At 70.9% G+C, this 14,188-nt stretch carries 11 protein-coding genes and 1 pseudogene; 8 read left to right on the forward strand and 4 right to left on the reverse strand.

The genetic code is table 11. The features are described from left to right. The first annotated feature begins 78 nt into the window (after positions 1 to 78). From hutU to HWV07_RS13820, 5 genes are all read left to right on the forward strand, one after another. Positions 79 to 1,863: a urocanate hydratase gene (gene hutU, locus HWV07_RS13800; protein ID WP_178334866.1), complete on the forward strand. Its 1,785-nt coding sequence runs from the start codon at positions 79 to 81 to the stop codon at positions 1,861 to 1,863. Continuing rightward, on the forward strand, positions 1,860 to 2,810 hold the full coding sequence (hutG, locus tag HWV07_RS13805) for a formimidoylglutamase (RefSeq protein ID WP_178334867.1): 951 nt from the start codon (positions 1,860 to 1,862) through the stop codon (positions 2,808 to 2,810). Before hutU ends, hutG begins: the two co-directional genes overlap by 4 nt. Then, positions 2,803 to 4,128: an imidazolonepropionase gene (gene hutI, locus HWV07_RS13810; protein ID WP_178334868.1), complete on the forward strand. Its 1,326-nt coding sequence runs from the start codon at positions 2,803 to 2,805 to the stop codon at positions 4,126 to 4,128. The genes hutG and hutI overlap by 8 nt, the downstream gene beginning before the upstream one ends. Beyond that, entirely contained in the window at positions 4,125 to 5,723 is a 1,599-nt protein-coding gene (gene hutH / locus HWV07_RS13815) for a histidine ammonia-lyase (protein ID WP_178334869.1), read from the forward strand. Before hutI ends, hutH begins: the two co-directional genes overlap by 4 nt. 124 nt (positions 5,724 to 5,847) lie before the next feature. Next, positions 5,848 to 6,105, forward strand: coding sequence for a DUF8028 family protein (locus HWV07_RS13820; RefSeq protein WP_178334870.1), 258 nt, complete (start codon positions 5,848 to 5,850; stop codon positions 6,103 to 6,105). A 60-nt stretch (positions 6,106 to 6,165) separates the two neighbouring features. Here HWV07_RS13820 and HWV07_RS13825 read toward each other — a convergent pair. Next, positions 6,166 to 7,092, reverse strand: a pseudogene (locus tag HWV07_RS13825) (formate/nitrite transporter family protein); the annotation flags it as partial. 99 nt (positions 7,093 to 7,191) lie between these two features. On the opposite strand from HWV07_RS13825, the gene HWV07_RS13830 reads away from it, so the two are divergent. Beyond that, positions 7,192 to 7,659 (forward strand): universal stress protein, encoded by a 468-nt coding sequence (locus HWV07_RS13830; protein WP_178334872.1) that lies wholly within the window; start codon positions 7,192 to 7,194, stop codon positions 7,657 to 7,659. Positions 7,660 to 7,710: 51 nt separating this feature from the next. Here the strand turns inward: HWV07_RS13830 and HWV07_RS13835 are convergent, their stop codons facing one another. Beyond that, positions 7,711 to 9,183, reverse strand: a complete 1,473-nt coding sequence (locus HWV07_RS13835) for a class I adenylate-forming enzyme family protein (RefSeq protein WP_178334873.1) — start codon at positions 9,181 to 9,183, stop codon at positions 7,711 to 7,713. A 158-nt stretch (positions 9,184 to 9,341) separates the two neighbouring features. Further along, positions 9,342 to 10,106, reverse strand: coding sequence for an IclR family transcriptional regulator (locus HWV07_RS13840; RefSeq protein ID WP_178334874.1), 765 nt, complete (start codon positions 10,104 to 10,106; stop codon positions 9,342 to 9,344). Positions 10,107 to 10,463: 357 nt separating this feature from the next. Here HWV07_RS13840 and HWV07_RS13845 point away from each other — a divergent pair, with 357 nt between their 5' ends. Together HWV07_RS13845 and HWV07_RS13850 are read left to right on the forward strand one after the other, a co-directional pair. Then, positions 10,464 to 11,576: a hypothetical protein gene (locus HWV07_RS13845; RefSeq protein WP_178334875.1), complete on the forward strand. Its 1,113-nt coding sequence runs from the start codon at positions 10,464 to 10,466 to the stop codon at positions 11,574 to 11,576. Beyond that, complete coding sequence (locus tag HWV07_RS13850; RefSeq protein WP_246279767.1) at positions 11,576 to 13,405, forward strand: GMC family oxidoreductase N-terminal domain-containing protein; 1,830 nt, start codon at positions 11,576 to 11,578, stop codon at positions 13,403 to 13,405. The genes HWV07_RS13845 and HWV07_RS13850 overlap by 1 nt, the downstream gene beginning before the upstream one ends. On the opposite strand, the gene HWV07_RS13855 is transcribed toward HWV07_RS13850, so the two are convergent. Further along, positions 13,372 to 14,172 carry an aldo/keto reductase gene (locus HWV07_RS13855; protein ID WP_178334876.1) on the reverse strand — a complete coding sequence of 267 codons (801 nt, stop codon included), beginning with the start codon at positions 14,170 to 14,172 and terminating at the stop codon, positions 13,372 to 13,374. The genes HWV07_RS13850 and HWV07_RS13855 overlap by 34 nt on opposite strands. Positions 14,173 to 14,188 lie beyond the last annotated feature (16 nt).

The following is a 14,188-nucleotide window of genomic DNA, read 5'->3' on the forward strand; positions in this document are numbered from 1 at the left end:
TAGCGGCCGCGCCGGATGACGCGATCTCGGCGTCGGCACCGGCCGAAGCGATTTGAGGCCCGCCGCCGTACCCCTGCTATGGCAAAGCACGCCACAGACGCGGACGAGGCGTGGGACCGCGGCGAGCCCTCCGAGCAGTGGCGGGAGTACCAGGGCGCGCCGACCGGCACCGACATCGAGTGCGAGGGCTGGCGGGCCGAGGCCGCACTGCGGATGCTGAACAACAACCTCGACCCGGAGGTCGCCGAGCGGCCCGAGGACCTCGTCGTCTACGGCGGCACGGGGCGGGCCGCCCGGTCGTGGGACGCCTACGACGCCATCCTCGAGGAACTGCGGGACCTCGGAACTGAGGAGACGCTGCTGGTGCAGTCGGGGAAGCCGGTCGGCGTCTTCCGGACCCACGAGATGGCCCCGCGGGTCCTGATCGCCAACTCGAACCTCGTCGGGAAGTGGGACGACTGGGAGCACTTCCACGAACTCGAGGCCGAGGGGAAGATCATGTACGGCCAGATGACCGCCGGCTCCTGGGCGTACATCGGCACCCAGGGCATCATCCAGGGCACCTACGAGACGCTGGCGGCGCTGGCCCGCCAGGAGTACGACGCGACGGACCTCGAGGGGAAGATCGTCGCGACGGGCGGCCTCGGCGGGATGGGCGGCGCCCAGCCGCTGGCGGTGACGATGAACCGCGGCGTCTGCGTCGCCGCCGAGGTCGACGAGCGGCGCATCGACCGCCGCATCGAGACCGGCTACTGCCAGGAGAAGACCGACGATCTCGACGAGGCCATCGCCCGCGCCGAGGAGGCCGCCGAGGCGGGCGAGCCGTACAGCGTCGGCGTCCACGTGAACGCCGCGGACATGCTCGAGGCGATGCTCGACCGCGGGTTCGTCCCGGACGTCGTCACCGACCAGACCAGCGCCCACGACGAACTCGAGGGGTACGTCCCCTCGGGCTACACCGTCGAGGAAGCCGACGAGGCCCGCGAGGCCGACCCGGAGCAGTACCGCATCGAGGCGCTGGACACCATGGAGCGGCACGTCGACGCCATCGTCGAACTGCAGGAGCGCGGCGCAGTGGCCTTCGAGTACGGCAACAACATCCGCGGGCAGGTCCGCGAGCACCGACCGGCGGAGGACCGGCCACCGTGGCCGGTCTCGGGCAGCGCCCCGGACGAGCGAGACGCCTTCGACTACCCGGGGTTCGTCCCGGCGTACATCCGCCCGCAGTTCTGCCGGGGGAAGGGGCCGTTCCGCTGGGCGGCGCTCTCCGGCGACCCCGAGGACATCCACCGCACCGACGAGGCCGTCACGGAGCTGTTCCCGGAGAAGGAGGACCTCCAGCGGTGGATCGACCTCGCCCAGGAGCAGGTGCAGTTCCAGGGCCTCCCCTCGCGGGTCTGCTGGCTCGGATACGACACCGACGACGATGGGCTCACCGAACGAGCGCGGTTCGCGCTGCGCATCAACGACCTCGTCCGCGAGGGCGAGATCGCGGCACCGATCGTCGTCACGCGCGACCACCTCGACGCCGGCAGCGTCGCCAGCCCGAACCGCGAGACCGAGGCCATGCGGGACGGCACCGACGCGGTCGCCGACTGGCCCATCCTCAACGCGCTGCTGAACTGCGCGGCGGGCGCCGACATCGTCAGCGTCCACGACGGCGGCGGCGTCGGCATCGGCAACGCGCTGCACGCGAACAACCACGTCGTCCTCGACGGGACGGACCTCGCCGAGCGGAAGGCCCGGCGGGTGTTCACGACCGACCCCGGGATGGGCGTCGTCCGCCACGCCGACGCCGGCTACGAGGACGCCGCGGAGACCGCCCGGGAGTCCGACGTGCGGATCCCGATGGACGACCGATGACGTCGTTCGCCCCGCCGCCGGTCTGGGAGTCGCCCTCAGGGGACCCGAACGACGAGACCTTCGGCGACGTCGTCGATGGCGTCGACCACGCACACCAGGACCCGAGCGACCCCGACCACGACGTCGTCCTCGTCGGCGAGCCGTTCGACGCCGCGGTCGTCGGGCGCCCCGGCGCCGCGAAAGGTCCGGACGCCATCCGCGAGGCGCTCCGGGGCGTGAAGACCCACGGCTTCGAGTCCGGGCCGGTCGGCCGAGCGCGCTCGATCGGCGACCTGGGCGACCTCGCGGTCGACTCGATGGACCCGGCGGCCATCCAGCGGAGCGTCGCCGAGGTCGCCGCCGACCTCCACGCCGGCGACGCCGTCCCCGTCTTCCTCGGCGGCGACAACTCCCTGACCTACCCGAACGTCGAACCGCTGTGCGACCGCGGGTCGGTCGGCGTCGTCAACCTCGACGCCCACCTCGACGTCCGCGAGGTCCGGGAGGCGCCCACCAGCGGCACGCCGTACCGCCAGCTGTTCGAGGCGGGGCTCGACGCCTACGTCTGCCTCGGCGCGCGCCACCACGAGACCTCGACGGCCTACGTCGATTACCTGGAGGAGCGCGGCGGCGAGGTCGTCACCAGCGAGGCGGTGGGACGGGACCTCGAGCGCGCCGTCCGGCGCGCCCGCGACGCGGTCGCGGACGTCGACGTCCTCTATCTCAGCGTCGACTGCGACGTCCTGGAGGCGGCCGCGGCGCCGGGCGTGAGCGCGCCGACGCCGGGCGGACTGACCACCCGCGAGCTGTTCCGGATCGTCCGGCGGCTGGCGGGCGACGACCGGGTGGCGGGCTTCGAGGTCGTCGAGTGCGCGCCGCCGCTGGACGAGGGCGGCCGCACCGCCGGGGCGGCCGCCCGCGCGGTCGCACACTTCCTGGCCGGCAGCGGAGGTGGGGGTCGTGACTGAATCCGACCTCGACGCCGTCGTCCACGGCGCCGCGGAGCTCGTCGTCGGTCCCGCCGGCGAGGGGCCGGCGCCCGCGACTGACGGCTCGCCGCCGGACGACCCCGACGCCGTGCTCGACCGCCGCGAGGACGCCGCCGTCGCGATCGTCGACGGCGAGGTCGCCGCGGTCGGGCCGACGGAGACGATAACCGAGCGGTACCCGCCCGAGAACGCCACCCACAGCGTCGACGCATCGGGGCGGGCGGTGATTCCGGGGTTCGTCGACAGCCACACCCACGCGGTCTTCGCCGGCGACCGCTCCGACGAGTTCGCGGCGAAGCTCCGGGGGAAGCCCTACCAGGAGATACTGGCGGAGGGCGGCGGCATCCTCCGGACCGTCCGGGCGGTCCGCGAGGCCGGCGACGACGAACTGCTCGACCTCCTTTGTGACCGCCTCGACGCGGTGCTCGCCCACGGGACGACGACCGTCGAGGTGAAGTCGGGCTACGGCCTCGACGTCGAGACGGAACTCCGGCTGCTCGAGGTGATCGACTGCGCCGACGCCGAGCATCCGGTCGACGTGGTGCCGACGTTCATGGGCGCCCACGCCGTCCCGGAGGACCGCGGGACCGACGAGTACGTCGACGAGGTGGTCGACGAGCAACTGCCCGCGGTCGAGGCGCAGGGCGTCGCGGCGTTCTGCGACGTCTTCTGCGAGGAGGACGTCTTCTCCGTCGAGCAGTCCCGACGGGTGCTCGAAGCGGGGCGGGAGGGCGGGCTCGCGCCGAAGGTCCACGCCGAGGAGTTCGTCCGCCTCGGGGGCGCGCGACTGGCGGCGGACCTCGAGGCGGTCAGCGCCGACCACCTCCTGCACGCCGCCGACGAGGACGTGGCGGCGCTCCGGGAGGCGAACGTCGTCCCCGTGATGCTCCCGGGGACGGCGTTCGGGCTCGGCGCCGACTACGCCGACGCCCGGGCGTTCCGCGACGCCGGCGCGCCGCTGGCGGTGGCCTCGGACTTCAACCCGAACTGCTACGCGCCGAGTATGGGCTTCGCCGCGTCGCTGGCCTGCGTCGGGATGGGGCTGTCGCCCGCCGAAGCCGTCTGCGCCTGCACCCGCGGCGGCGCGCTGGCCCTCGGCGCGGACCGGTCGGAGGCGTTCCCGGAGGGGCCGCCGCTGGACCCGAAGGCGGGGACGCTGGAGCCCGGCGCGCCCGGCGACCTGCTCGTGCTCGACGCCCCCTCGTCGGTCCACGTCCCGTACCGCTTCGGCGAGAACGTCGTCCGGTCCGTCCTCAAGGGCGGGGAGCCGGTGGTCGGCCCGGGGGTGGCCCCGTGACGGTCCGCCTGGACGGCGAGTCGCTGACCGTCGCGGACGTGGTCGCGGTCGCCCGCGAGGGCGAGGCCGTCGCCGTCACCGACGACGCACGCGAGCGGGTCCGGGCGGCCCGCGAGCGCGTCGAGAACGTCACCGCCTCCGGCGAGGCAGTCTACGGCCTCAACACGGGCTTCGGCGAACTCGTCGACACGCAGATCCCGCCGGACCGCATCGAGGAGCTACAGCTGAACCTGATCCGGAGTCACACCGCCGGCGCGGGCCGCGAGCTCGACCCCGAACTCGTCCGCGCGATGCTGTTGACCCGGATCAACTCCCTGGTGAAGGGTTACTCGGGCGTCCGCGAGGTCGTCGTCGACCACCTCGTCGCGCTCCTGAACGAGCGCGTCCACCCGGTCGTTCTGGCCCGCGGCAGCCTCGGGGCCAGCGGCGACCTCGCGCCGCTGGCGCACATGTCGCTCGTCCTCGTCGGCGAGGGCGAGGCGGACGTCGAGACGACCGACGGCGTCGAGCGGCTGGACGGCGCCGCGGCGCTCTCGGCAGCCGGCCTCGAGCCGCTGACGCTCCGCGCGAAGGAGGGGCTCGCGCTCATCAACGGGACGCAACTGACCCTGGGCGCGGCGGCGCTGCTGGTCGACGACGCCGAGCGACTCTGCCGCGCCGCGGACGCCGCGGGCGCCCTCGCCACCGAGGTGACGATGGGGACGACGGCCGCCTGCGACCCCGCCATCCACGAGCTGCGGCCCCACGCCGGCCAGGCGACGAGCGCGGCGACGGTCCGGGCGCTGGCCGGCGACTCGGAGGTCGTCGACTCCCACCGCAACTGCGACCGCGTCCAGGACGCCTACTCCATCCGGTGTCTCCCGCAGGTCCACGGCGCGGTCCGCGACGCCGTCGCGCACCTCCGGCAGGCCGTCGCCGTCGAGCTGAACAGCGTCACCGACAACCCGCTGGTCTTCCCGCGCGAGGCGGTCGACGACCGCGCCTCGGGGACCGACAGCGCGGCCGTCGTCTCCGGCGGCAACTTCCACGGCGAGCCGCTGGCGCTCCGGCTGGACTACCTCGTCGGCGCGCTCACCGAGCTGGCGGCCATCTCGGAGCGCCGGACCGACCGCATGCTCAACCCGAACCTCCAGGAGCCGCACCTGCCGCCGTTCCTGGCCGACGACAGCGGCGTCGAGTCCGGCCTGATGATCGCCCAGTACACCGCCGCCGGGATGCTCAACGATTGCCGCTCGGTCGGCCGGGCCGCGAGCGACAACACGCCCGTCAGCGGCGGCCAGGAGGACCACGTCAGCATGAGCGTGACGGCGGCGCTGGACTCCCGCCGCGTCCTCGACCGCGTCCGGACCGTGCTGGCCGTCGAACTGCTCTGCGGGGCGGAGGCCGCCGAGTACCTCGACGACGACCTCGTGCTCGGGTCCGGGACCGCCGCCGTCCGCGAGGCGGTCCGGGAGGTCGTCCCGCCGCTGGAGCGGGACCGCCGCCTGGACGGCGACATCGACGCCGTCGAGTCGCTCGTAGCCAGCGGACTCGTCGACGACGCTGTCACCTCGGCGATCGGGGCGTGGCCGGAGCGGCAGTCCTCTGACCGGTGAGGGCTGCCGCGGCGGGGCGTGGACAGGGGACTCTGCGGTAAGGACGTCGTCGACTTTCAATCGCTGTGACAGTAGGTGGCACATAACAAGCTTCTCCCGTTCCGAACCGCCGACCAGCCCTGCGATGACGTCACCCGGTCACGACGACGCGACCGAGCGGCGGTCCGGCACCGAGGCGCTGGACGGTGACGTCGGTCCCGCACAGCGGCTGCTATCGGTCCTCCGCGCCGTCGTCTTCTGGACCGCCGTGTTCCTCCCGTTCGCGATGGGGGCGACCCTCCTGTCCGGTCTGGACTCGCCGGGGGACTGGCAGCTGTTCGCCGTGCTCCTGGCGACGAGCGTCGTCGCGCTGTACCTCGGTCCCGTCCGGGAGGCGACGTGAGGCCTCCGGTCAGTCCTCCTTGCGGCGGGCGCGTCGCTCGCGGTCGTAGTCCTTGTCGGCCGGCACGTAGGTCCGGCCGACGCTGCCGCCGCCGAACAGTTCGCGGACGGAGAGCTGCCGTTCGACGCCGTCCTCGCGGGCGTCGGCCAGCCGCCGCTCGGTCGTCTGGAAGTAGTTGACGACGGTCACCAGCAGGACGCCCCCGATGGTGTTGCCGAGCAGCACCGGGAGGACGAAGCCGGTGAGTCCGGGCAGCAGCGCCGCCTCGCCGAGGAAGACGAGGTACATCAGCTCGGTGAACGAGACGACGACGTGGAAGAGGTCGCCCAGCGGGATGAGCAGGAAGGCGACGTAGACGAGGACGAACCTGGTGATGGTGTCGCGGGCGGCGTAGTCGAGCCAGACGACGCCGGCGACGATGAGGCCGGCGAAGCCGCCCTTGAAGAAGAGGTCCCACCAGCCCTTGTGCAGCCCCTTCTCGGAGAGTTCGACGGCGGTCGCCACCGTCGCCGGCTCGAAGACCCCGGTGTAGGCGAGTACCAGGGCACCGAAGGCGCCGCCGGCGAAGTTGCCGACGAGGACGACGACCCAGGTGTGGAGTAACGCCGGGACGCTCGCCAGCCGCTCGAGGACGAGCGCGACCGGCGGCAGCGTGTTCTCGGTGTAGAGCTGGTAGCCGCCCAGGATGATGTAGACGAAGCCCAGCGGGTAGAGGAACACGCCCAGCAGCGGGTCGTCGGACTTGGCGGTCATACTCGCCAGCGCGAGGAACGTGATCGTGATGGCGAACCCGCCGGCCAGCGCGCTGAAGAACAGTTCGCGGGTCCCCGTGTCGATCTCCTCGTCGGCGGCGGCGATGATCCGCTGGAAGATCTCGTCGGACTCGAAGCGGTCGCGGACCACCTCGCCGGCGGCGGGCGCGCCGCTGCGCGAGCGTTCGACGGCGTCGCGGACGGTCTCCACCTCGTCTGGCGAGTCGTCGGCCATCCTCTCGTTCCGGCGTACTCCCTCCGGCGTGAAAACACATGTCCTTCGCCGCTGGCCGGAACCAGCCCTGTTTTACCGCCGGTCGTCGAAGGCCATGGTATGGCGCTGGAAACGATCACGCTAGCGGTGGGTCCCGAGGAGGAGGGTCGGGTGGGGGAGCTGACGGAGGCGGTCCTCGACGTCGCGGTGCCGACGGACGCGACCGTCGTGCTGCTGCACGTCTTCTCGCAGAGCGCCTACGACCAGGGCGTCTCGGAGGCGGGGTACGACCCCGACGACCCGCCGCCGGCGAACACGCTCGCGACGCGTCTCGAGAGCGTCGACGCCATCTCGGAGACGCTCGAGGACGCGGGCGTCGACTACCGCGTCCGCGGCGAGATCGGGGACGTCACCGACAGCATCGTCCGCACCATCGACGAGACGGACAGCGACATGCTCTACATCGGCGGCCGCCGCCGCTCGCCGACGGGGAAGGCGGTCTTCGGCAGCACCGTCCACCGGCTGATGATGAACGCGCCGTGTCCCGTCACGTTCGTGCGGAGCGGGCTCGGACAGGACGCCGAGTAGCACGACGGGCGAAGCGGGTTCGAGGACGTCGCGACCGGGGCGGGGGCGCGGTCAGCGGAACCGCTCGCGCAGCGTGACGCGGTCCAGCTTGCCGGTCGTGGTCCGCGGGAGTTCGTCGACGAACTCGACGCGGTCCGGCACCTCGTGGCTCTCGAGTTCCCGCTCGCAGACCGCCCGGACGTCGTCGGCCGAGACGGACCCGCCGTCCCGGAGCTTGAGGACGGCCGTCACCGTCGCACCGCGGACCTCGTCGCGGGTGTCGACGATGGCGACGTTCTCGACGGGGTCGATGCCGTAGATGACCTCCTCGATCTCGCGCGGGTAGATGTCGCCGCAGCCGGTCGTGAACATGTCCTCCAGGCGGTCGACGACGAAGAGGAAGCCGTCCTCGTCCATCCAGCCGATGTCGCCGGACTGCAGCCACCGCTCGCCGTCGCGCTCGACGAACTTCTCGTCGGTGATGCGGTCGGCGTTGTACCGCGGGGTGACGGTGTCGCCGCGCCAGAGGAACTCCCCGCGCTCGCCGGTCGGCACCGCCTCGCCGGTCGCGGGGTCCTCGATGCGGACCTCGACGACCTCGGTCGCCGGCCGGCCGATGCTCCCGGGGCGGCTCCCGCCCGGGACCGGCCGGTTGAACGTCGCCAGCGGGGTCGTCTCGGTCATCCCGTACCCCTCGAGCAGGCGGCAGCCGAACGTCTCCTCGACCTCGCGGATGCGGCGCCGCGGCATCGGCGACCCGCCGACACCGATCATCTCGAGGCTCCCGCAGTCGTAGTCGTCGACGGCGTCGGACTCCAGCAGGTCGACGACCATCGTCGGGATGAGGAACGTGTAGGTGACCTCGCGGCGCTCGACGGCCGCGAGGGCCGCCTCGACGTCCCACTCGGCGAGCAGGTGGTTGGTCCCGCCGAGGGCGAGGAACGGCGTCGTGGTGACGTTGAGCCCGGTGACGTGGAAGCACTGGCAGGCGGTCAGCGCTACGTCGTCGCTCGTCCACTCCTTGTACCGGACGAACCCGCGGGCGTTGGCCTCGAGGTTGCCGTGGGTGTGGTAGACGCCCTTCGGGGCGCCGGTCGTCCCGCTGGTGTAGACCAGTTCCGCGAGTTCGTCCGAGCGCCGCGGTTCGACGTCCTGGATCCGCTCGCCGTCGTCGAGCAGCGCCGGGTAGCGGTACGTGGGTGTCCCGGCCGGCTCGCCGTCAGTCCCGTCGTCGGTCACGAGGGCGACGGCGCCGCTGTCGCGGAGCACGTAGCCGATCTGCTGGTCCGTGAAGCGCGTGTTGACCGGCAGCGGGACGGCGCCCAGCCGCATCGCCCCGAGGTACGTCACGACGAAGGGGACGCCGTTCGGCATGCGGATCGCGACGTGGTCGCCGACGCCGACGCCGCGGGTCTCGAGCGCGCCGGCGACGCGGTCGGCCGCGTCCGCCAGCTCCTCGAAGCTCCGCGAGCGGGCGCCGTCGGCGACCGCCGTCCGTCCGGGGGTCTCGCGGGCCGCGTCGTCGACGTAGTTGGCGAAGTTCACTCGCCTGTCGGTATGGGACCGGGTCGCAAGTCGTTTTCGTCGCGCCGCCGGCTACATCCCGGCGGAGACATGTCAGGAGACGGTCTTCTCTCGGCGCCGGATCGCCGCCGTCCGGCGGTCGAGATGTGCCGATTCCGTCCGGCATCGCCGGACGGAACTCACTTCGGCGTGAAGATGAGGTTCGCCTCGATGGTCCGGGCAGACTCCCGGACGGCCGCCGCGAGGTCGTCGACGTCGTCGTCGAACGACCCGCTCGGACCGTAGACCGCGATGGCGCCGCGGGGCTCGCCGTCGGCGACGATGGCCGCGGCCACGCCGGTCATCCCCGCGATGAGTTCGCCCTCGTCGACGGCGTAGCCCCGTTCACGGATCGCCTCCAGCTCCGACAGCAGCCGCTCCGCGTCGGTGATCGTCGCGGCCGTCCGGGACGGCAGGCCGTACTCGGCCATCAGCGCCTCGACCTCGGCCGGGTCCTTCTCAGCGAGGATGGCCTTCCCTGGCGCGTTCGTGTGCAGGTGGATGTGCGAGGGGTAGGCGCTCGGCCCCTGGGACTCGTGGGTGCCGCGCTGCCAGCCGGTCGCCGACAGCACCGTACACCGGTCGTTCTCCTCGGTGACGAGCTGGACGTACTTCCCGTCGGTGTTCTCGTAGAGCGCCCGGGCCTCCTCGCTGCCGTTGACGTACAGCTCGTGGTCGTTCCGCGCCCGCTCGCCGACGTGGAGGAACTTCGTGCTCGGCCGGTAGCTCCCCCCGTCGTTGACCACGTAGCCGACGCGCTCCAGCGTCCGGAGGTGGTCGTGGGCGGTGCTCTTCGGGAGGTCGAGGGCTTCGGCGACCTCCGTCGCGCCCGCTGAGCCCCGCTCGACCAGCGTCTCGACGACGTCGTAGGAGACCTTGACCGCCGTGACCGGGTACGTCGACATACTCCCTCCTCGGTTCCGGTCGACCATAACTGTCCGGTATCACCGGACGCTCGACCGGCGATCAAAGGGGAAAGAAAATACAAGTACCATATATTATATGTGTCTGAATACTGGTTTGTCCTGGCGTAAGTGGGTGAGAAACGAGACGATATTTCGGAATCTTCGGTAGAGAATTCTGTCGAATATGCGGGTTTCAAGAGGTAATAGTGTGGTTGCGATTCTGTCGCTCGTTTTGGGACGAATACCGGCATGATATCATAAGAGGAATGGTAGGTTGTCATAAACAGCCCCGTATTTCCTGCAGCAGTGTTACCCACTAGCACCGGTATGTGACGGTAGCGGTTGGCAGGATCTACCATGACTGACGATACCAACGCATCGACGACGCGACGAGGCGTGATGAAGGGCGTCGGAGGGCTCGCGGCCCTCTCGATGTCCGGCGCGACCATCTCCGATGCACAGGCCGCAATCGACGGGGCGGTGCCGACCGACCCGCACACGCGCGACACCTACCGGGCGATCGTCGACGCGATCGTCCCACGGACGCCCGAGCTCGAGGACGAACTCGGTCCGGAACACGTCCCCGGCGGGCTCGACGTCGAACTCGAGAAGTTCCTCATCTGGGACTTCAACCACTTCCAGGAGATCCGCTCCGAGATGGTCGCCGACGGGGACCTCCTCTCCGGCGACCAGAAGATGCCCCGCGACATGTTCGAGTTCGATCTCGATGCGACGGACACCGACGCGCTCGACGCGCTGATGGACCTCGCCGACCTCGACCTCCTCGACGACGACCTGGACGAACAAGCCCTGCAGAACCACCTCACGTTCGGCCCCGTCAACCGGTACAAGGTGAACTTCGAGAACCTGGACACGTCGACGAAGGGGGCCGCCCGGTTCGAGCGGTTCGTGAAGACGGACGACGAGGAGTACCACCGGGTGCTCCAGAACTACCCGTACGCCTCGATGTTCACGTTCGTCTTCGATCTGGTCGCCGCCGAGTTCCTGGCGAAGGGGAACAACGAGGACGATCCCGCGGCGAACGAGGAGTTCCCCGGCGGCGGGACGTTCACGCGACTCTCCCGCGAGGACCGCCTGCGCTGTCTCTGGACCATCGTCGACGGCGGGGCCGTCGACCGCCTCGACGACCTGCTGTCGCCGATGGTGACCGACGTGGGCATCCTGAAGTACGTCGTGATGGCCTGCAACGGCCTCCACGGCTTCGGCTACTATACCGAGTGGTCCGGCTACGGCGAGACCAAGACGAACACGCCCAACGAACGAGTGATGCAGGTCGACGAGTCCGAGGTCCAGAGCCGCCAGCAGTCCGGCTACCCCGGCCCCGCGGACGGCTACGCGGCCGACTGGCGCCACGCCGTCGACGGCGGGTTCGACGACCCGGACGTCGAGGACCTGGACCTCTCGGGCGACCTCACCGGCGACGACGTCGTCGTCGGGGGTGACAACTGATGGACGACCCCGACGTCGTCGTCATCGGCGCGGGCGGTGACGGACCGGCCGCCGCGACCCGCCTCGCCCGCCAGCACGGGCTCGACGTGCTCGTCCTCGAGGCCGGCGCGTGGCACGGCAACCAGAAGTGGCCACAGCCGCACGCCGATTCAGGTGGCACCGTGAGTACCGACCCCGACGACCTCGACGGGAAGCTGATGGACGACCAGATCACCCACCGTGAGGCGGACTCCGGCGACCCCACGGCCGGCTACCTTCGGGTCGGCCCGGCCGACCACTCCCGGGCACCGTGGTTCCGCGACCTCCACCAGAACGCCTTCATCTGGCAGGTGTCGGCCGTCGGCGGGACGACGACCCACTACTTCGGCAACCACCCCCGGGCCTACCCCTACGCGATCGACGAGCAGGACCACTGGCCCGACGAGGTCTCCTACGAGGACCTCGTCCCGTACTACCAGCTCAACGAGGAGGTCACGAGCACCCAGCAGGCGCCGATGACCGCCCGCGAGGAGGTGTTCATCGAGGGCGCGAAGAACGCGGGCTACGACATGCTCGACTCGCTGAACGTCACCGAGACCGGGTGGCGGCCGCAGGCAAACGCCGTCGAGGTACCCGGTCGGGAGACCTCGAACGGCGAGCCGCTGGACTCCGATTACGACGGCTCGTTCAGCTACGACGACGGCTTCCGGGGCGACACGCTCGTCGGCGACCACTTCCAGGGAGCGTCGACGCCCGTCGACGCGCCGGTCCGCGAGAAGTCACGCAAGTCCAGCAACGTCGGCTGGGTGCCGCGCGGGCTCGACACCAACGAGAACGACGACATGGGCAACGTCGCCGTCCGCCCGAACACCTTCGTCACGAACATCAACACCGACGACAGCCTCGGCGGCTCCGAGGCGACCGGCGTCGACATCCGCGATACCTGGTCCGGCGACACCGACACCATCGAGGCCGACACCGTCGTCCTGGCGGCGGGCTGCATCGAGTCGCCGCGGCTGTGGCTCAACTCCGGCCTGCCGGACGACGGCTGGGTCGGCAAGGGGCTCACGACCCACTGGTTCGACTGGGTCGTCGGCGTCTACGACGACGAGACGGTCGAGTCGATCAACCCGGAGGTCAAGCACATGGACCCGTACGTCGGCCAGAACTCGGCCGTCCGGTTCGACAAGCCCGGCGTCGGCGGCCTCGAGGACATCGGGATGTCCCCGGGACTGGTCTCCTACGCGGACTACCTGTTCACCGAGGCGGGCTACTCGTTCGACACCCCCGTCGACCCCGACGAGCCGTGGGACACCCGCGGCTACGTCGTGGGCAAGGAACTGAAGCGGAAGATGTCCAACTACCGGCAGACGAAGGCCATACTGGTCCTCACCGACGACCTGCCCCACCAGGACAACGGCGTCTCGCTGTCGGACAACTTCAGCGACGAACACGGCGCCGTCCCGGACGTCCGCTACTCGCCCCACGAGGAGGACGACCGGCGACGCGACGAACTCGCCCGCATCGCGGCGAACATCCACAACGAGGCGGGCGCCTCGCACGTCCACCGCTCGGAGTGGCCGCCGCTACTGTTGCACATGCAGTCGTCGATGCGGATGGGCAAGGTGCTCGACTTCGCCGGCGAGGCGTACAACGTCGACCGGCTGTTCGTCGCCGACCACTCGGCGCTCTCGAACGGCGTCGGCGGTCCCACACCAACACCGGCCAGGCGAACGCGCTCCGCATCGCCGACCACGTGGGCGACCGGTACTTCAGCCGATAGCCGGCCGTCGACCCGGGCCGCCTCGCCCCCCTTTCAGTTCCAGGGGGCCTCCTCGAAGTCGACGTAGCGCTTCTCGCGGTCGATGGCGTCGATCTTCGCCTCGTCCTCGTCGTCGAGTTCCAGGTCCCGCGCCTCGAGGTTCTCGCGGATGTGGGCCTCGGACTCGGACTTCGGGATCGCGACGACGTTCTCCTTGCCGGTCAGCCACGCGAGGCTGACCTGCGCCGGCGTGGCGTCGTGCTTCTCGGCGACCTCGACCACCTCCGGGATCTCGGACACCTCGCCCTTCGCCAGCGGCGAGTACGCGACCAGCGTGTACCCGTGCTCGCGGGCGTGGGCTCTGAGCTCGTCCTGCTGGAGCAGCGGGTGGCACTCCACCTGGTGGGCGAACGGCGTCGAGTCCAGGACCTCGAGGGCCTCGTCGAGCTGGTCGACCCGAAAGTTCGAGAGGCCGATCCGTCGGATCACGCCGTCGTCCCGGAGGTCCTCGAAGGCCGCCAGCGTGTCCTCGGCGGCGTAGGTCCGGATCGGCCAGTGGACGTACAGCAGGTCGACCACGTCGAGGCGGAGCCGCTCGCGGCTCTCGCGGGCGTGCTCGACGGCCGCGTCGTACGTCAGGTGGTCGGGGCTGACCTTCGTCGCCACGAGGACGTCCTCGCGGTCGACGTCGGCGGCCGCGATGCCCTCGCCGACCGCGTCCTCGTTCTCGTAGCCCTCGGCGGTGTCGACGTGCCGGTAGCCCAGGTTCAGCGCCGTCTCGACGCTCTCCTCGCAGACCACCGGATCGTTGTTCTCGTAGGTCCCGATACCGATCTCGGGGAGGTCGTCCGTCATGGTCCGCCTTGGGCGG

Source organism: Natronomonas salina, assembly GCF_013391105.1.
Classification (GTDB): domain Archaea; phylum Halobacteriota; class Halobacteria; order Halobacteriales; family Haloarculaceae; genus Natronomonas; species Natronomonas salina.